The sequence below is a fragment of the Paraburkholderia sp. LEh10 genome (genome assembly GCF_017814945.1).
GTDB lineage: Bacteria > Pseudomonadota > Gammaproteobacteria > Burkholderiales > Burkholderiaceae > Paraburkholderia.
Genome location: NZ_JAGIPX010000012.1, coordinates 38,476 through 56,106, shown reverse-complemented (window position 1 = coordinate 56,106; position 17,631 = coordinate 38,476). Strand labels below are relative to the sequence as shown.

General features: G+C 64.8%; 16 protein-coding genes. 12 read left to right on the top strand and 4 right to left on the bottom strand.

What is annotated here, in order from left to right; translation table 11 throughout:
* Window positions 1-42: 42 nt before the first annotated feature.
* Window positions 43-1,059 carry an ABC transporter substrate-binding protein gene (locus J8I87_RS12610; protein WP_209931791.1) on the bottom strand — a complete coding sequence of 339 codons (1,017 nt, stop codon included), beginning with the start codon at window positions 1,057-1,059 and terminating at the stop codon, window positions 43-45.
* 231 nt (window positions 1,060-1,290) lie between these two features.
* Between J8I87_RS12610 and J8I87_RS12605 the strand changes: the two genes are divergently transcribed.
* The 4 genes from J8I87_RS12605 (at window position 1,291) to J8I87_RS12590 (ending at window position 7,374) form a co-directional block, all read left to right on the top strand.
* A complete protein-coding gene (locus tag J8I87_RS12605) occupies window positions 1,291-1,968 on the top strand; it encodes a response regulator (RefSeq protein ID WP_209931790.1) in 678 nt (225 codons plus the stop codon).
* A 43-nt stretch (window positions 1,969-2,011) separates the two neighbouring features.
* On the top strand, window positions 2,012-3,412 hold the full coding sequence (locus J8I87_RS12600; RefSeq protein WP_209931789.1) for a sensor histidine kinase: 1,401 nt from the start codon (window positions 2,012-2,014) through the stop codon (window positions 3,410-3,412).
* 124 nt (window positions 3,413-3,536) lie between these two features.
* On the top strand, window positions 3,537-5,129 hold the full coding sequence (locus J8I87_RS12595) for an aspartate:alanine exchanger family transporter (protein ID WP_209931788.1): 1,593 nt from the start codon (window positions 3,537-3,539) through the stop codon (window positions 5,127-5,129).
* Between the two features lie 295 nt (window positions 5,130-5,424).
* The gene (locus J8I87_RS12590) at window positions 5,425-7,374 is read left to right on the top strand and encodes a putative bifunctional diguanylate cyclase/phosphodiesterase (protein WP_209931787.1); all 1,950 of its coding nucleotides are present in this window, start codon (window positions 5,425-5,427) and stop codon (window positions 7,372-7,374) included.
* Window positions 7,375-7,410: 36 nt separating this feature from the next.
* Here J8I87_RS12590 and J8I87_RS12585 read toward each other — a convergent pair whose 3' ends face one another.
* Window positions 7,411-7,869, bottom strand: coding sequence for an Lrp/AsnC family transcriptional regulator (locus tag J8I87_RS12585; protein ID WP_209931786.1), 459 nt, complete (start codon window positions 7,867-7,869; stop codon window positions 7,411-7,413).
* 279 nt (window positions 7,870-8,148) lie between these two features.
* Here J8I87_RS12585 and J8I87_RS12580 point away from each other — a divergent pair, with 279 nt between their 5' ends.
* The 8 genes from J8I87_RS12580 (at window position 8,149) to denD (ending at window position 16,445) form a co-directional block, all read left to right on the top strand.
* Window positions 8,149-9,222, top strand: coding sequence for an amino acid dehydrogenase (locus tag J8I87_RS12580; RefSeq protein WP_209931785.1), 1,074 nt, complete (start codon window positions 8,149-8,151; stop codon window positions 9,220-9,222).
* 164 nt (window positions 9,223-9,386) lie between these two features.
* Window positions 9,387-10,091 (top strand): FadR/GntR family transcriptional regulator, encoded by a 705-nt coding sequence (locus J8I87_RS12575; RefSeq protein WP_209931784.1) that lies wholly within the window; start codon window positions 9,387-9,389, stop codon window positions 10,089-10,091.
* On the top strand, window positions 10,088-11,047 hold the full coding sequence (gene ltnD / locus J8I87_RS12570) for an L-threonate dehydrogenase (RefSeq protein ID WP_280923070.1): 960 nt from the start codon (window positions 10,088-10,090) through the stop codon (window positions 11,045-11,047). Before J8I87_RS12575 ends, ltnD begins: the two co-directional genes overlap by 4 nt.
* Window positions 11,048-11,064: 17 nt before the next feature.
* Window positions 11,065-12,378, top strand: a complete 1,314-nt coding sequence (otnK, locus tag J8I87_RS12565) for a 3-oxo-tetronate kinase (protein ID WP_209931782.1) — start codon at window positions 11,065-11,067, stop codon at window positions 12,376-12,378.
* Window positions 12,375-13,043, top strand: a complete 669-nt coding sequence (locus J8I87_RS12560; RefSeq protein WP_209931781.1) for an aldolase — start codon at window positions 12,375-12,377, stop codon at window positions 13,041-13,043. Before otnK ends, J8I87_RS12560 begins: the two co-directional genes overlap by 4 nt.
* Before the next feature lie 154 nt (window positions 13,044-13,197).
* Entirely contained in the window at window positions 13,198-14,535 is a 1,338-nt protein-coding gene (locus tag J8I87_RS12555) for an MFS transporter (RefSeq protein ID WP_209931780.1), read from the top strand.
* Window positions 14,536-14,609: 74 nt separating this feature from the next.
* Complete coding sequence (gene otnI, locus J8I87_RS12550; RefSeq protein ID WP_209931779.1) at window positions 14,610-15,398, top strand: 2-oxo-tetronate isomerase; 789 nt, start codon at window positions 14,610-14,612, stop codon at window positions 15,396-15,398.
* Window positions 15,399-15,461: 63 nt separating this feature from the next.
* Window positions 15,462-16,445, top strand: a complete 984-nt coding sequence (gene denD / locus J8I87_RS12545; protein WP_209931778.1) for a D-erythronate dehydrogenase — start codon at window positions 15,462-15,464, stop codon at window positions 16,443-16,445.
* A 107-nt stretch (window positions 16,446-16,552) separates the two neighbouring features.
* Here the strand turns inward: denD and J8I87_RS12540 are convergent, their stop codons facing one another.
* On the bottom strand, window positions 16,553-16,960 hold the full coding sequence (locus J8I87_RS12540; protein WP_209931777.1) for a cupin domain-containing protein: 408 nt from the start codon (window positions 16,958-16,960) through the stop codon (window positions 16,553-16,555).
* A gap of 65 nt (window positions 16,961-17,025) precedes the next feature.
* Window positions 17,026-17,505 (bottom strand): carboxymuconolactone decarboxylase family protein, encoded by a 480-nt coding sequence (locus J8I87_RS12535; RefSeq protein WP_209931776.1) that lies wholly within the window; start codon window positions 17,503-17,505, stop codon window positions 17,026-17,028.
* Window positions 17,506-17,631 lie beyond the last annotated feature (126 nt).

The following is a 17,631-nucleotide window of genomic DNA, read 5'->3' as shown; positions in this document are numbered from 1 at the left end:
CCTCTTTCGTTGCGAATGATGGATAACGGCCCTGGGTCCGGCTTACTTCGAAGCCGTCGCGACGGCCGAGACATACTCGTTCGAGTAGGTCTTCGCGAGATCGATGTGTTTGCCCTTCACGGAAGGATTGAACGACGACAGCACCTTCAACACGGTCTCGGGACCATCGGCGGGCATCTTGCCGTCCTTCGTGAACATCGGCAGCGAAGCCTTCAGAGCGGCGACGTACAGGTCCTTGTTGCTGGCGTAGTAGTCCTTCGGCATCTTGGCGGCGATCTCTTCGGCGCTATGCGTCGCGATGAAGTTCAGCGTCTTCGCGAATGCATGCGAGAGCTTCGTCGCTTCCGCCTTGTGCGATTCGGCCCACGCGCGCTGCACATAGAAGCTCGACGCCGGATACGTGCCGCCCAATGCCGCGCGCGTGCCTTCGATCGTGCGCATGTCGACCAGCACCTTCGCGTCGCCCGTCTTCAGCAGCTGCGAGACGGTCGGCTCGGTCGTCATGCCCGCGTCGATGCGCTCCTGCTTGATCGCGGCAATGAAGCTGTTGTCGGCGCCGACGGGCAGCAGCGTGTATTGCGTCGACGGCACGCCGGCGCGCTGCGCCAGATATTGCGTGAGAAAGCTCGTCGACGAGCCGAGGCCCGTCACGCCGAGCGTCTTGCCCTTCACGTCGGCCATGCTCTTGAGCGTGGCGGAAGCCTTCGTCGATACCATTTCGACTTCGCCCGGCACCTGGCCGAAGATCACCAGCGCCTGCACTTCCTTGCCCTTGCTCTGCAGGTCGATCGTGTGGTCGTAGAAACCGACCACGCCTTGCACCGCACCCGCGAGCAGTTCGTTTTCGGCATCGACGCCGGCCGGTTGCGAAAGGACCTCGACATCGAGCCCTTCGTCCTTGAAGTAGCCAAGCTGTTCCGTCAGCTTGGCGGGGAGATAGATGATCTTGGCGGCGCCGCCCACCATTATCGAGATTTTTTCTGCGTGAGCGGTCGTGCAAGCCGCGGCGAGCGCGAAGGCGAGTCCGGACACGGCGGCGATCTGGCGGATGGTACGCATCAACAGTCTCCTTTGATGAGGCGCCACCCCGTTGACGCAGCGCCTTTCTTTGAAATGAGTGCGGCGATTATAGAAAGCTCAAACCTTCTGTCAGCTTTCGGCGTTCACGCGAACATATGAGTGTTAACCCGATGCAGGAGCCGGCATGGCCTCGACATACAATCGCGCGGCAATGTCGTCCAAACGTCACGGGGAGCTTCGCGCCGCCGTTTTCATGCATTCCGCCAACCGATGAAGCTGCTGTTGATCGAAGATAATCCGACGCTGTCCCACTGGCTCGCGCGCATGCTGGAGCAGGATTCGTTCGCGCTCGACGCGGTGCAGGACGGCGAAGCCGCCGATCGGCTGCTGCGCATGAACCGCTACGACGTCGTGCTGCTCGACCTCAACCTGCCGAGGCTGTCGGGCAAGAACGTGCTGCGGCGTCTGCGGCAGCGCGGCGATGCGACGCCCGTGATGATCCTCACTGCAAGCGGTTCGATCGACGAGAAGGTCGAGTTGCTGGGCGCGGGCGCCGACGACTATCTGGTGAAGCCATTCGAGGTGCGCGAGCTGATCGCGCGCGTGAAGGTGATGATTCGCCGTCAGACGGCCGCGACGGCGAACGAGGTGTCGTGCGGCGATCTCGTGTTCGACATCGACACGCGCCAGTTCACGCTGAAGGGTGCGCCGCTGAACGTCACGCCGCGCGAGCGCAGCGTGCTCGAAACGCTGATCCTGCGCATGGGCAAGACGGTGTCGAAGGCCGCGCTGATGGACTCGGTCGTCACACACGACGACCAGCCCAGCGAAGACGCGCTCGAAATTTACGTGTCGCGGCTTCGCAAGAAGCTCGACGGCAGCTCGGCGGCGATCGTCACGCTGCGCGGGCTCGGCTATCTGCTGCGCAAGAAGGACGACGTCGAATGACGCTGCCGCCCGCTCCGACGCTCACATCGAAGGGCAGCGCGGCATGACCGGCAGCCTGCGCATCCGTCTGCTGTGGTGGCTGCTCGTGCCGCTCGCGATCTACGTGTTCGTGACGGGCAAGGCCGAATACGACAACGCACGCCGCACCGCCGATCTCGTGCAGGACAACACGCTGCTTTCTTCGGCGCGGATGATCGCGGGCGAGGTCGAATGGGCGGACGGCACGCTGCGCGTCGACATTCCGCCTGCCGCGCTGGAGATTTTCGCTTCGCCGTATGGCGATCAGGTCTACTACAACGTGAACGTCGACGATGACCGGCTGCTCGCGGGCGTGCCCGATTTTCCGCTGGGCGCGCCGGCATCGGCGGCCGCCACGCACGATACGCCCTCGTACTACGACGCCGACCTGCACGGCGCATCGATACGCGCGATCGGCTACGTGCGGCGCATGTACGACAACGGCGCGACGCGGCGCGTGCTGGTGTCGGTCGGCAAGACGCAGGCGTCACGCGAAGCCATGGCGCGCGAGCTATGGCGTCCGCAACTGGTGCGTCAGATCGAAATGATGCTGCTCGCGGTCGCGCTGGCCTGCATCGGCCTGACGTTCGAGCTGCGTCCGCTGCTGAAAGTGAAGGACGAAGTGATCGATCGCGATCCGATGCAGCTGGAGCCGTTGCGCGTCGATCGCCTGCATACGGAGTTGCGGCCGATCGTGGATGCGATCAACCAGTGCATTGCGCGGCTCGGCTTGCAGGTGGCCGCGCAGCGGCGCTTCATCGCGGATGCCGCGCATCAGTTGCGCACGCCGCTCACGCTGCTCGACACGCAATTGCAATACGCGCGGCTGCATCGCGAACTGGAGCCGTCGCTTGGCGAAGCGCTCGCGGCGATGCAGCGCAGCAACCGCTCGATGGTCGGCCTCACGAACAAGCTGCTGTTGCTCGCGCAAGCGGAAGCCGCCGACTATACGCAGCTCGCGAACCAGCCCGCCGATCTCGCCGCGATTGCAAAAGACGTGATCGAAGATCTCGCGCTGTTCGCGCAGAAACGCGACATCGATCTCGGCGCGGAGCTCGACCGGCCGGCGTGGATGATCGGACACGAGGGGCTGCTGGCGGCGCTGGTGTCGAACCTCGTCGAGAATGCGATCCGCTATACGCAGCGGCATGGCCATGTGACGATGGCGGTGCGCGGCGACGCGGCGCGTATCGCGCTCACCGTCACCGACGACGGCCCGGGTATTCCGGCGGAAGCGCGCAGCCGCGTGTTCGAGCCGTTCTATCGTGCGTCCGCCGACACGGAAGGCACGGGCCTCGGGCTCGCGATCGTGCGTGAGATCGTGCAGGCACATCGCGGCGAGATCACGCTGGCGGCGGGCGAGGGCGATCGGCGCGGGCTGACCGTGAAGGTCACGTTTGCGGCGGCATCGACGGATGCAGCATGACGCGCGCCAGCGTCTATGATTGATCTGGCAAACCTTGGGCAATCGCGCAAGACGACATCGCGCATAGCAGCCCGTTTCATTTTGCATCGACACTTTGCTCTCTCGTTACCTGACAGGAGCGGATATGGATGCAGTCCGTGCGTTGCTTGAATCGCAGCCGTTGCTTACGTTGTTCCTCACCGTCGCGCTGGGCTATGTGATCGGCGAATGCAGCATCAAAGGCGTGGCGCTCGGCTCGGGCGCGGTGCTGTTCGTCGGGCTCGCGATCGGCGGCTTCGCGCCGAAGTCCGCGCCGCCTCCCGTGCTCGGCACGTTGGGCCTGCTGCTGTTTCTCTACGGAATCGGCGTGCAGTACGGCGCGCAGTTCTTCGCGGGACTGTCGAGCGCGGATGGACTCAAGGCGAACGCGGCCGCCGTCGTGGGCGTGATAGGCGCGGGATTCGTGTCGCTCGCGCTGGGGCCGCTCTTCGGCGTCAGGCTCGATCAGGCGCTCGGGTTGTATGCCGGCGCGGGCACGAGTACGGCGAGCTTGCAGGCGGTGCTCGCCGTGTTGAAAGGCGACGGCGCGGCAGTCGGCTATAGCGTGGCCTATCCGTTCGGCGTCGCGGGACCGATCCTGTTTCTGTATCTGCTGAACGTCGCGCTGGCGCGCAAGATCGAAGCGCCGCCCGCGAACACGCTGGAGACGGCTGAGATCGCGCTGAGAAACCAGGCGTTCGTCGGCCTTACGTTTCCCGAACTGAAGGCGCGTCTGCCCGTGGGCCTCGGCATCGCGGCCGTGCGCCGCGCGCATCACAACCAGCTGCCCGCAGACGATCTCGTCATGCAAACGGACGACGTGCTGCTCGCCACGTCGATGGATCGCAACGAATTGCGCAAGGCCACCGAGTTGCTCGGCGAATTGCAGCCCGGACGCATCACGCGCTTTCGCGAAGACCTCGACTATCTGCGCGTGTTCGCGTCGAGCCGCGTCGTGGTCGGGCACCCGCTGCGCGACATCCGCTTTCCGGAGGGCATGGTGTGTTCGATTGCGCAGGTGCGGCGCGGCGATGCCGACATGCAGCCGAGTCCGGACCTGATACTCGAATCCGGCGACCGCGTCGGCCTGTTGATCGGGCCCGGTCAGCGAGAGGCCGTGCGCAAGCTGTTCGGCGATTCGATCAAGGGAACGGCGGAGCTCAGCTACATTTCGATCGGCGTCGGCGCGACGCTGGGACTTCTGGTGGGACTGATTCCTCTGCCGATTCCGGGCGTCGGCAAGCTGTCGCTCGGTCTCGCCGCGCTGCTGCTCGTCGCGCTCGGGCTCGGCAAGATGCGCCGCACGGGCGGTCTCGTCTGGACGATGCCGCTCTCCGCGAACCTGGTGTTGCGCAACTTCGGCCTGACTGTGTTTCTCGCGCAGGTCGGCTTGTCGTCGGGGCCGAAGTTCTTTGCGACGATCGGCGTGACGGGCATTTCGTTTTTGCTGTACGGCGCGGTCATTCTGATCGCGCTCGTATGCATCACGGCCGCGTGCTGCCTGTGGATTTTCCGCTTGCCGTTCGATGCGACCGTCGGCGTGATCAGCGGCGCAACGGGTAATCCGGCGATTCTCGCGTTCGCCAATCGCGTCGCGCCGACCGATCGTCCCGATATCGGCTACGCGATGATCTTCCCGTCGATGACGATCGTGAAGATCCTGTTCGTCGAGATCGCCGCAGTCGTGGTGGGAGGATAGCGGGCATCAAAGCAATGCCGCGCAGATGAAGCACCAATGATCTGACGAATGCAGCCGCGCACGAGGGCTGCATTACGCCGATATGTCGCGCAAGCGCGTGTGGCGCCGCCGAGACAGCGCGATTCTTCTGTTCCCGTTGTTTACTGACGGGACGGCGCGTCTCGTATCATCAAGTTCGTCACGAAACTGCCGTAAGTAAAGCAGTAATGTGAATGACGACACCGCCTTTCACAGCCCGCACGGGCTACATCAGGCGATGTGTCCGGACTTGCCGACCCACTCTCGCTGCCGAGCCATGATTCGCCCGCAGGACTTTGCATCGCTTCGTACCATTCCGGCCGCGACGGCCGCGCTATCACGCTCGCAGTTCGACGCTTTTTCCCGGCAACTGCCGCTGCTGTATCTGATCCTCGTCGTCAACAGTCTTGCCGTGGCCTTCACGCATGTTGACGTCGCGCCGGCGTGGCTCGCGATTTACCTGCCCATCGCGATGTGCTCGGCCTGCGCGATCCGGCTCGTGGTATGGGTCAGGCGCAGAAAGCATCTCGCGTCGTTGACGGACGAAGAAGTCGCTGCGCGTCTGAAGACGACGGTATGGCTCATCGCGCTACTGGGCGTGATCTTCACCGGCTGGGGACTGCTGCTCTTTCCGTACGGCGATCCGTACGCGCGCGCGCACGTCGCGTTCTATATGTCGATCACGGTGATCGGCTGCATCTTCTGCCTGATGCACATGCGCACGGCCGCGCTGCTGCTGACGACAATCGTCATCGTGCCGTTCACGCTGTACTTTTTGCTGATGGACAACGCGGTGCTCGTCGCGATTGCGATCAACGTGCTGCTCGTATCGATCGCGATGATCGTGATCCTGCTCACCTACTACCGCGACTTTGCGAACCTCGTCGGATCGCAGCATGCGCTGCGGGCGAAGCAGGCCGAGCTTCAGTGGTTGAGCGACGAGAACTCGCGTCTTGCCAATCTCGACATCCTGACGGGACTGCCGAATCGCCGCCGTTTCCTCGCCGATCTCGAAGCGCTGTTCGCAACCGCGAAGCCGGGGCACGCGCGCTTCGCCGTCGGCGTGATCGATCTGGACGGCTTTAAGCAGATCAACGATCTATACGGCCACGGCGCGGGCGACCGCGTGCTCGAAGAAGTCGGCCGGCGTCTTCGCAACGTGGCGGGTCCACGCATCGCGTTCGCGCGTCTCGGCGGCGACGAATTCGGGCTGCTCGTGACGGATGTGCGCGAGCCGCAGGATCTGCGCGATATCGGCGCATCGATCTGCGAAGCGCTGCGTGCGCCGTATGCATGGCCTGGCGCCACGGCGCGGCTGTCGGGGTCGCTCGGCTTTGCGATTTACCCGGATGCTGGCGTCACGCCCGCGCAACTGTTCGAGCGCGCGGACTATGCGCTGTATTTCGCCAAGGAGCATCGGCGCGGCGGCACGACGATTTTTTCCGCCGAGCACGAGAAGCAGATTCGCGAACTCGGACAGGTCGAGCAGGCGCTGCGGCACGCGGACCTGGAGCGCGAGATGACGCTGCATTTCCAGCCGATCGTCGATGTGACCTGCCAGCGCGTCGTGTCATATGAGGCGCTCGCGCGCTGGAGCAGTCCGACGCTGGGCGACGTGCCGCCGTCGCTGTTCATCAAGGTTGCGGAGCGCAGCGACCTGATTCATACGGTGTCGGCGGCGCTGTTTCGCAAGGTGCTCGCGGCGATGCGCGCGTGCGATCCCGCCGTGCCCGTCGCGTTCAATCTGTCGGCGCGCGATATCGGCTCGGCGGAGGCAGTCGAGCATATCGCCGGCCTTGTTCGCGAGAGCGGCATTGCCCCCGGCCGCCTGACGTTCGAAGTGACGGAGACGGCCGTCATTCAGGATTTCGAGCAGGCGTCCGCGTCGCTCGACGCGTTCAAGCGGCTCGGCGTGAATATCTCGCTCGACGATTTCGGCACCGGCTATTCGAGCCTCACGTGCATTCACCGGCTGCCGCTCGACAAGGTGAAGATCGATCGCGGCTTTCTGGAGCGCATCGATACCGATGCGGCCGCGCGGGACATCGTGCGCAGCATCGTCGACCTGTGCCGGTCGCTGAAGCTGACATGCGTGGTCGAAGGCGTGCAAACGGCGTCGCAGGCGAACGTGCTGCTCGGGCTGGGCTGCACGGTGATGCAAGGGTTTCATTTCGGCAAGCCGGTGCCGTTCGCCGCACAATCGTTCGCGACGCGCTACGTGGCCTGACTTCGCTCGCCGTGCCCCGCAGCCGCGCCGCTTGCGTCACGGCTCGACCGACACCGAGCGTTTCAGGCAGCGCAGCGCGAAGATCGAGCGGCTGTCCTGAAAGCCAGGCAGCCGGTATAGCTTGCGCCGCAGAAACGACTCGTATCCTTCCGTGCCCGCCACCGCGACCTTGATCAGGTAGTCGTATTCGCCCGACACGAGAAACGCTTCGACGACTTCCGGCAAATCGGCGAGTGCTTCGCCGAAGCGCTCGAGCGTGCGCTCGTCGTGCTTCGCGAGCTTGACCTCGATGATGACGGTATCCGGCAGGCCGAGCGCCTTCTGATTGAGCAACGCGGCATAGCCCTCGATCACGCCCGCTTCTTCGAGCGCGCGCACACGGTTCCAGCACGGCGTCGCCGACAGGCCGACGCGCTCGGCGAGCTTCGCATTCGAGATACGTCCGTCGTTGCGCAGCTCGCGCAAGATCCGCTGATCGGTGCTGTCCAGTTTCATGCTGCCTCCGGCACGGGCCTGTCCGACGAAAGGGAAGACGAATCGTCTTCAGGCCTGAATTTTATTGGGTGATTATTCTGCCACGAGCCGCCGAATTCCAGATAAACAGAACAAATCTCCGAATTTGGCCGCATACACTTTTGCGATCGAGCCGCCAGCGACTGCGCTGGCCTCGCGAGCTTAGCCGCAGGTGTCCGCGACCCGGACGACTTGCGGCCCGCCGGCGCGAAGCCCATCGCTTCGCGGACCCAACCGCCTGCCCACAAGGAAGGAACACTGATGGACCGACTGACGACGAACTTCGCTGGAACGCTTTTCGGGCTTCACGGCGAACCCGCTCACGAACGCATTGTCGTGGCCAACGACGCCGAATCCGGCCTGCAAGCCGTGATCGCCGTCTACAGCACGGCGCGCGGCCCTGCCTTCGGCGGCTGCCGTTACTGGCAGTACGCATCGGACTATGAGGCGTATCACGATGCGCTGCGTCTGTCGCAAGGAATGGCATTCAAGAACGCGCTCGCCGGACTGCCGTTCGGCGGCGGCAAGGCGGTGATCCTCAAGCGCCCGGAGCAGATGGACCGCGCCGCGCTGTTCAAGGCGTTTGGCCGCCTCGTGCAATCGCTCGGCGGCGTCTATCTGACGGCCGAGGACGTCGGCACGACAGCCGATGACATGCGCGCCGTGCAGAGCGAGACGCCGTACGTGAGCGGCATTCCGCGCGACAACGACGTGTATGGCGGCAACCCGTCGCCGCGCACCGCGTACGGCGTGTTCGTCGGCCTGAAGGCAGCCGTGCAGGTCGCGCTCGGCCGCGACACGCTCGACGGCATTTCCGTCGCGGTGCAGGGCCTGGGCTCGGTCGGCTGGGATCTGTGCGAGCGGCTGCACCGCGCGGGCGCGGCCCTGATCGTGTCGGACATCGATGCGCACAAGACCGAGCGCGCGAAGCAGATGTTCGGCGCGCAAGTCGCCGATACGGCGCGCATCTCCGGCGTCAATGCGGACGTGTTCGCGCCTTGCGCGCTCGGCGGCTCGATCACGGAGACGGTCGCGGCGGATTGCCAGTTCAAGGTGATCGCGGGCGGGGCGAACAACCAGCTGATGTCGCTCGCCGAGGGCGACACGCTGCACAAGCGCGGCATCTTCTATGCGCCGGATTTCCTCGTGAACGCGGGCGGCATCATCAGCTGCGTGCGCGAGTACCTGGGATCGGCGGACAAGCAGACGGTGCTCGACGAAGTTGCGCAGATCGGCCCGCGCGTGTTCGAACTCGCGGAGCGCGTGAAGGCGACGGGCATCGCGCCGGCGCGCGCGGCCGTGGTGTGGGCGCGCGAGCAGATGAAGGCAGTCTGATTCGACAAGTCATTCAATGCAGGACGCCGCGAAGCGGGCACGCTTCGCGGCGTTTTTTTATTTGGGGGTAGCTCCGCTTCATCGACGTTTTTAGGGTTTGCCCCACTGCCCATTCGCTTTCGCAAATTTGTATGATGACCCTATGACATGGCAAATTTGCTGATATGTTCGAGAAGATACCCAACAAGGCGCTCAGCGAGACGGTCGCCCAGCAACTGCTCGCGCAGATCGACAAGGGCGCGTTCGCGCGCGGCGGCAAGCTGCCGACAGAAGCCGTGCTCGCGCAGGAGTTCGGCGTGAGCCGCACGGTGATCCGCGAGGCGATCTCGCGGCTGAAGAACGAAGGCGTGGTCGAGCCGCGCCAGGGCAGCGGCGTGTACGTGTCCGTGCACGGCGCGATCCGTCCGCTGCGGATCGACTACGCGGAGGCGATGGAAGGCGGCTCGGTGCTGCAGATACTCGCGCTGCGCCGCGCGATCGAAGCCGAAGTCGCGGCAGAGGCCGCAATGCGCCGCACCGACGCCGATATGGTGGCCATCGACGCCGCGCTCAGAAAGATCGACGAAGCGGTTGCCGAAGGCCGCGACGGTGTCGCTGAAGACGTCGCGTTTCATCGCGCGATCGCTGCCGTGACGGGCAATCCGTATTTCCTGAAGACGCTCACGTTCCTCAACCAGTACCTCGAAGCGGGCACGGTGGTCACGCGCCGCAACGAGGCGCTGCGCGAAGACTTTTCCCGCCAGGTGCGCGACGAGCACGCGGCGATCGTCGCCGCGATCCGCGCGGGCGATCCGATGGCGGCGCGCAACGCAGCGCAGACGCACATGTACAACGCGGCACGCCGGCTCGCCGAAGCCGGTATCCGCTGAACCCATCACGCGCTTGCGGACGACAGGCGCGAGCCGTCGTCCGAAGCCTTCTCGTAGAGGAAAGTATGTCCAGAAATGTCGGTGTGATTGGTCTCGGCGCAATGGGAATGGGCGTCGCGCGGTCGCTGCTGCGCGGCGGCTTCGACGTCCGTGCATGCGACGTTCGCCGCGATGTGCTCGACCAGTTCGTCGCCGCGGGCGGCAAGGCGTGTGCGAACCCCGCCGAACTCGGCGCGCAGTGCGATGTCGTCGTTACGCTCGTCGTCAATGCGGCGCAAACGGAAGCCGTGCTGTTCGGCGAAAACGGCGCGCTCGGCGCGATGAAGCCGGGCGGCGTCGTGATCGCATGCGCAACCGTGGCGCCCGATTTCGCCATCGAGCTGGGCCGCCGCGTCGAAGCCGCCGGACTTCAGATGCTCGATGCGCCCGTGTCGGGCGGGGCGGCGCGCGCGGCGTCCGGTGAAATGACGATGATGACGTCCGGCCCCGACTCTGCCTATGCCGCGTGCGAAGACGTACTCGCCGCGATGGCGGGCAAGGTGTATCGGCTGGGCGGCCAGCATGGCGCGGGCTCGAAGGTGAAGATCATCAACCAGCTGCTGGCGGGCGTGCACATTGCCGCCGCCGCCGAGGCGATGGCGCTCGGCTTGCGCGAAGGCGTGGACCCCGATGCGCTCTACGACGTGATCACGCACAGCGCGGGCAACTCGTGGATGTTCGAGAACCGCGTGCCGCACATTCTCAACGGCGACTACACGCCGCTGTCGGCCGTCGATATCTTCGTCAAGGATCTCGGTCTCGTGCTCGATACCGCGCGCCGTTCGAAGTTTCCGCTGCCGTTGTCGGCGGCGGCGCATCAGATGTTCATGATGGCGTCGACGGCGGGGCACGGCGGCGAAGACGATAGCGCCGTCATCAAGATTTTCCCGGGCATCGATGTGCCCGCGAAGCGCTGAGCGAGAGGAGCGATGACATGACGAACGCTGCAAGGAAGCCCTTGCTCGGCTGCATCGCCGACGACTTCACGGGCGCGACCGATCTCGCGAACATGCTGGTGCGCGGCGGCATGCGCACCGTCCAGACGATCGGCGTCCCCGCTGCCGGCACGCGCATCGAAGCCGATGCGCTGGTCGTCGCGCTGAAGTCGCGCACCATCGACGCCGCCGATGCCGTCGCGCAATCGCTCGCCGCGCTCGAATGGCTGCGCGCACAGGGCTGCCGCCAGTTCTTCTTCAAATACTGCTCGACGTTCGATTCGACCGATGCGGGCAACATCGGCCCCGTCGCCGATGCGTTGCTCGATGCGCTGTCCCCGGCGGGCGATGCGCCGTTCACCATCGCATGCCCGGCATTTCCGGAGAACGGCCGCACAATCTACCGCGGGCATCTGTTCGTCGGCGACGTGCTGCTGAACGAATCGGGCATGGAGCATCATCCGTTGACGCCGATGAAGGACGCGAATCTCGTGCGCGTGCTGCAACGGCAGACGCAATCGAAAGTCGGCCTCGTGCGTTACGACGCGCTTGCGCAAGGCGCGGGCGCGGTGCGCGCATCCGTCGATGCATTGAAGCGCGACGGCGTGCGCATGGCCATCGCCGACGCCGTTTCGGACCACGATCTCTACACGCTCGGCGAAGCGTGCGCGGATCTACCGCTGATCACGGGCGGCTCGGGCGTCGCGCTCGGCTTGCCGGCGAACTTCCGCCGCGCGGGCCTGCTCGCCGATGCGGCGAATGCGGGCGAACTGCCGCGCGTCGAAGGCGCGTCAGCGGTGCTGGCGGGCAGCGCATCGAAAGCGACGAATGCGCAGGTCGCCGCATGGCGCGACACGCGGCCCGCGTTTCGCATCGATCCGCTCGCTGCGGCGCGCGGCGAACCTGTCGTCGAACAGGCGCTGGCGTTCGCGCGCGAGCACATGAACGCGGCCCAGCCGCAGCCCGTGCTGATCTACGCGACGGCTTCACCGGATGAAGTGAAGGCGACGCAACGCGAACTCGGCGTGGCTCAGGCGGGGGAACTGGTCGAGCGCACGCTCGCGTCGATTGCGCGCGGTCTGCACGATCTCGGCGTGCGCAAGTTCGTCGTCGCGGGCGGCGAGACATCGGGCGCAGTGGTGCAGGCGCTTGGCGTGCAGATGCTGCGCATCGGCAAGCAGATCGATCCGGGCGTGCCCGCCACCGCGACGATCGGCGCTGCGCCGCTTGCGCTCGCGCTCAAGTCGGGCAACTTCGGTGCTGTCGATTTCTTCGCCAAGGCGCTTCGTCATCTGGAAGGAGAAGCGCAATGAACGCTGGCGCGTCACCTGCCATCCATAGCAGCGGCGAAGCGAAAATCCGCGAGGAAATCTGCGTGACGGGCGCGAGCCTGTACGCGCGCGGCTATACCGTCGGCAGCGCGGGCAACATCAGCGCGCGCCTCGACGACGGCTGGCTGATCACGCCGACGGACGCGTGTCTCGGCCGCCTCGACCCTTCGCAGATCGCGAAGGTCGATCTGGCGGGCAATGCCGTATCGGGCGGCAAGCCGTCGAAGACGCTCGCGTTGCATCGCGGCGTCTACGAGCGCAATCGCGACGCGCGCGGCATCGTGCACACGCATTCGACGCATCTCGTCGCGCTGACGCTCGCCGGCGTATGGAGTGAAGCGGACGTGCTGCCGCCCATCACGCCTTACTACGTGATGAAGGTCGGCCATATTCCGCTGATTCGCTATCAACGTCCCGGCGATCCGCAGGTCGCGCAGCGCATCGCGGAACTCGCGGACAGCGTGCGCGGCGTGCTGCTCGAAAGGCTCGGGCCCGTCGTCTGGGAGCGCTCGGTGTCGCAGGCTTCGTATGCGCTCGAAGAACTGGAAGAGACGGCGCGCTTGTGGCTGATGACGAATCCACGCCCGGCGCCTCTCGACGAGGCCGCGCTCGAGGAGTTGCGCGCGGTGTTCGGCGCGCGCTGGTAATCGGGCGCACGAGGCTATCGGGATTCAACAGGTCCGCCAGGGTCGCGGATTTCTTTCCACTGATTTCGTATCACTTAACCAGGCAAAAAAGCTGGAGGGCCGCTCAATGCGAAGCGGGCGGCCCGCAACCGGCGCCATCCGAAGGAGACAGTGCATGACAAGCTATCAGGCAGCATCCGTACGCCCTGCTGCAACCGCCGACGCGGCCGGGCAACCCGGCGCGGCGGAACTCGACCGCACCTATCGCAAGGTGTTCTGGCGCATCGTGCCGTTTCTGATGCTGTGCTACGTGGTCGCGTATCTGGACCGCGTCAACGTGGGCTTTGCGAAACTGCAGATGGCGCAGGACCTCGCCTTCAGCGAGACCGTGTTCGGGCTCGGCGCGGGCGTTTTCTTCATCGGCTACTTCCTGTTCGAGCTGCCGAGCAATATCCTGATGCACAAGCTCGGCGCGCGCATCTGGATTGCGCGGATCATGATCACGTGGGGCCTGATTTCCGCGCTCTTCGTGTTCGTGAAGACGCCGACGCAGTTCTATGCGTTGCGCTTTCTGCTTGGTCTCGCCGAAGCGGGCTTCTATCCGGGCGTGATTCTGTATCTGACTTACTGGTATCCGTCTCATCGGCGCGCGAAGATCATCGCGGTGTTCATGTCGGCGATTCCCGTGTCGGGCATCTTCGGCAATCCGCTGTCGGGCTGGATCATGCAGACGTTCGATTCGCATCATGGCTTCGCCGGCTGGCAATGGATGTTCCTGATCGAAGCGTTGCCCGCGATCGCAGTCGGCATCGCGACGATTCTTTATCTCGACAACGGCATTGCGGGTGCGAAATGGCTCACGCCGCGCGAGAAAAAGCTGCTCGCCGATGAAATCGCCGCGCAGCCGCACGAAAAAGCAAAGACCCATTCGGTCGGCGCGGTGTTTCGCGATCCGCGTACGTGGTGGATGTCGCTGATCTACTTTGCGTTCGTCACGGGCCAATACGGGCTGACGTTCTGGATGCCGACGCTCGTCAAGTCGACGGGCGTGACGGGCGCATTCGAAATCGGCCTGCTGAGCGCAATTCCGTTTCTCGTCGCGATCGTCGTGATGAACGTGATGGGCCGCAGCGCGGACAAGTATCGCGAACGGCGCTGGCATCTGATCGGCCCGGCGCTTGCGGGCGCAGTCGGCTTCACGGTTGCGGCTTCGTTCGTGAACAACACAGCTGTGTCGATCGCGTTCCTGTCGGTTGCGGCGGCGGGCGTGCTGACCTGCGCTCCCCTCTTCTGGTCGCTGCCGACGGCGTTCATGTCGGGCGCGACGGCGGCGGCGGGCATTGCGATCATCAATTCGATCGGCAATCTCGCGGGTTTCGCGAGCCCGTACATGATCGGCTATCTTAAAGACGTGACGCATAGCACGCAGTCCGGCATGTACGTGCTGGCCGCGATGCTGGTGATCGGCGCGCTCGCCGTGTGGCTGACGCCCGCGCGTCTCGTGAACCGCTAAACGCCCATTTGCACGAAGGCCGGTCGCACTGCGCATGCGGCCTTCGTCCGATAGATAGATAAGGAGTTGCTTCGATGCCTCGCTTCGCCGCCAATCTGACGATGATGTACAACGAACACGCGTTCCTCGACCGTTTCGGCGCTGCGGCGCGCGACGGCTTCGAGGCCGTGGAGTTTCTGTTCCCTTATGAATTCCCTGCCGCCGACCTGAAGGCGCGTCTCGACGAGCACGGGCTCACGCAGGCGCTCTTCAATGCGCCGCCGGGCGACTGGGCGGCAGGCGAGCGCGGCATCGCGTCGTTGCCGGGCCGCGAAGACGAGTTTCGCCGCAGTGTCGATACCGGCCTCGAATACGCGCGCGTGCTCGGCAACAAGAAGCTGCACGTGATGGCGGGGCTGATCAGACAGGACGAGTCGCGCGCCGCGCATCGCGACGTGTATCTGCAGAATCTCGCGTATGCCGCGAAGACCGCGCAGGCGGACGGCATCACCGTGGTGATCGAGCCGATCAACACGCGCGATATTCCCGGCTTCTTTCTGAACCGGCAGGACGACGCGCAGGCCATCTGCGCGGAAGTCGGCGCGGCGAACCTGCAGGTGCAGTTCGATTGCTATCACTGTCAGATCGTCGAAGGCGATCTCGCGATGAAGCTCAAGCGCGACATGCCGCGCATCGGCCATATACAGATTGCGGGCGTGCCCGAGCGGCACGAGCCGGATCTCGGCGAAGTGAATTATCCGTATCTGTTCGCGCTGATCGACGAACTCGGCTACGAAGGCTGGATCGGCTGCGAATACCGGCCGCGCGCGGGCACGTCGGCGGGGCTCGGCTGGATCAGGCCGTACGTGAAGCCGCGCGGCTGAGCGCATTCGTGAACGGCGTGCACGCGCATTCGACAGACGGACACACAGAGGGACAACGGGAACATGAAAGTACTGATCACAGGCGGCGCGGGATTTCTTGGCCAGCGGCTGGCGCGCGCGCTGCTCGCGCGCGGCGAACTGACGGGCGCTGACGGGCAACGTCAGCCGATCACCGAACTGGTGTTGCTTGATGTCGTGGCAGCGCCCGGTCCCGACGACAGGCGCGTGCGCGTCGAAGTCGGTGATATTGCCGAGCGCAGTGTGCTCGAACGCATGATCGACGATAAGACGGACGCGATCTTCCACCTCGCCGCCATCGTCAGCGGCCAGGCGGAGGCCGACTTCGATCTGGGCATGCGCATCAATCTCGACGCGTCGCGGCTGCTGCTCGACGTATGCCGGATGCGCGGGCACCGGCCGCGCGTCGTGTTCACGAGTTCCGTCGCGGTGTATGGCGGCGACCTGCCTGCTGTCGTGCTCGACGAGACGGCACTGAATCCGCAGTCGTCGTATGGCGCGCAAAAGGCGATGGCCGAGCTGCTGCTCAACGACTATGCGCGGCGCGGTTTCGTCGATGGCCGCGTGCTGCGCCTGCCGACCATCAGCGTGCGGCCCGGCAAGCCGAATGCGGCCGCGTCGTCGTTTGCAAGCGGCATCATTCGCGAGCCGCTGAATGGCGAGAAGGCGGTGTGCCCCGTGAGCGGCGCGACGCGTCTGTGGCTGCTGTCGCCGCGCAAGGCAGTCGAATGCCTCGTGGCGGGCTGCGAGATCGACGCAGCCGCGCTCGGCAACCGGCGCACGGTGAATCTGCCGGGCGTGTCCGTCACGGTCGACGAAATGATCGCGGCGCTGCGCGAAGTGGCGGGCGACGCCGTTGCCGCGCGCATCGAATGGCAGGCGGATGAGCGCGTCGAGAAGATCGTCGGCAGCTGGCCGGCGCGTTGGGATATCTCGCGCGCGGCGCGGCTCGGCCTGCAAGGCGATGCGTCGTTCAACGATATCGTGCGCGCCTATATCGACGACGAAATGGGCGGGAAGATCGCGTAGCGCGGTTTGCGTTCGACTCGACGGGAGCCTGTGTCCGCTCCCGTCGCGAGCGCCAGGTTGCGCTTGTGCGTTCGATCCGTCTGCTTGCGGCGCACGCGTTGCCCCGCCTATTTCTCCGGCACGAGCACAGGCGCGCCCTTGTCCTTCAGCAGCAGCACAATGAACTTCGCGGGCTGGGTCTGGCTTGCGTTGCGTCCGACCGTGTGCACGTCGTTCGGGCCTTCATAGAAGGTTTGTCCCGGCTTCAGCGTCACTTCGTTGCCGCCCTTGACCTGCATCACGATCGTTCCTTCCAGCACATAGACGAACGCATGCGCATGATGCCGGTGCACGGGATCGACCGCGCCGGGCGGATACTCGACCATGATCATCAGGCTTTCCTTGCCTGGATAGTCGTCGAGCGGCTTTGTCATCAGCGGTGTGACGATGGCCTCGGGCGCCGCGGCCTGTGCGTCGCCGATCAATGCGCCCGCGGCGACGAGCATTGCGATTGCGATGTTTTTCAAGCGGAACATGATGTGCATCCCAAATGACATGGCCCGCGCGCGGGCCCAAGATGGAGGCGAACGAGCCCGATCGCTCAGGCGAGGTTCGCCTTTTCCAGGCCGAATGCCTTGTCGGCCGAACCCGGCACGGTTCTGAACGCGACGTTCGCGCGGTTCCAGCCGTTGATCTTCACCACGTCGAACGTCAGGTCCGAGAGTTCCTTCTCGGAGAATTCGGCGCGCACGAGGTCATAGATCGCGTCGGACACGCCATGATGGGACAGCTTCGTCAGCGCTTCCGTCCATTCGAGCGCAGCACGTTCGCGCGCTGAGAAGAGCGTCGAGTCGCGCCATATCGCAACGTGATGGAGGCGCAGCTCGCGCTCACCGTGAATGCGCGCTTCCTTCACATGCATGTCGACGCAGAAGCCACAGCCGTTGATCTGCGATGCGCGGATCGAAACGAGGTGGCGGGTCGTTTCTTCGAGCGCACATTCGTTCAGCAGGTTGCTGAACTCAAGAAACTTCTTGAACAACTCCGGCGATTGTTGAATGTAGTTGATACGCTGCGTCATTGAAATCTCCTGGCGAGGATGAGCGAACACCGGCGCTTCGCGGATGTCGTGAACGGCGATGCGCCGCATGTCATCATCGTAGGCGGGCGCTGCGTGTTGCGGTAGTGACGCAGCCGTGCTCACGGT

Excerpts from the sequence above, each read along its gene's own strand:
- otnI (WP_209931779.1), top strand. The coding sequence starts at position 14,610 with ATGCCTCGCTTCGCCGCCAATCTGACGATGATGTACAACGAACACGCG.
- denD (WP_209931778.1), top strand. The coding sequence starts at position 15,462 with ATGAAAGTACTGATCACAGGCGGCGCGGGATTTCTTGGCCAGCGGCTG.
- J8I87_RS12590 (WP_209931787.1), top strand. The coding sequence starts at position 5,425 with ATGATTCGCCCGCAGGACTTTGCATCGCTTCGTACCATTCCGGCCGCG.
- otnK (WP_209931782.1), top strand. The coding sequence starts at position 11,065 with ATGACGAACGCTGCAAGGAAGCCCTTGCTCGGCTGCATCGCCGACGAC.
- J8I87_RS12555 (WP_209931780.1), top strand. The coding sequence starts at position 13,198 with ATGACAAGCTATCAGGCAGCATCCGTACGCCCTGCTGCAACCGCCGAC.
- J8I87_RS12610 (WP_209931791.1), bottom strand. The coding sequence starts at position 1,059 with ATGCGTACCATCCGCCAGATCGCCGCCGTGTCCGGACTCGCCTTCGCG.
- J8I87_RS12560 (WP_209931781.1), top strand. The coding sequence starts at position 12,375 with ATGAACGCTGGCGCGTCACCTGCCATCCATAGCAGCGGCGAAGCGAAA.
- J8I87_RS12605 (WP_209931790.1), top strand. The coding sequence starts at position 1,291 with ATGAAGCTGCTGTTGATCGAAGATAATCCGACGCTGTCCCACTGGCTC.
- J8I87_RS12585 (WP_209931786.1), bottom strand. The coding sequence starts at position 7,869 with ATGAAACTGGACAGCACCGATCAGCGGATCTTGCGCGAGCTGCGCAAC.
- J8I87_RS12595 (WP_209931788.1), top strand. The coding sequence starts at position 3,537 with ATGGATGCAGTCCGTGCGTTGCTTGAATCGCAGCCGTTGCTTACGTTG.
- J8I87_RS12575 (WP_209931784.1), top strand. The coding sequence starts at position 9,387 with ATGTTCGAGAAGATACCCAACAAGGCGCTCAGCGAGACGGTCGCCCAG.
- J8I87_RS12535 (WP_209931776.1), bottom strand. The coding sequence starts at position 17,505 with ATGACGCAGCGTATCAACTACATTCAACAATCGCCGGAGTTGTTCAAG.
- J8I87_RS12600 (WP_209931789.1), top strand. The coding sequence starts at position 2,012 with ATGACCGGCAGCCTGCGCATCCGTCTGCTGTGGTGGCTGCTCGTGCCG.
- J8I87_RS12540 (WP_209931777.1), bottom strand. The coding sequence starts at position 16,960 with ATGTTCCGCTTGAAAAACATCGCAATCGCAATGCTCGTCGCCGCGGGC.
- J8I87_RS12580 (WP_209931785.1), top strand. The coding sequence starts at position 8,149 with ATGGACCGACTGACGACGAACTTCGCTGGAACGCTTTTCGGGCTTCAC.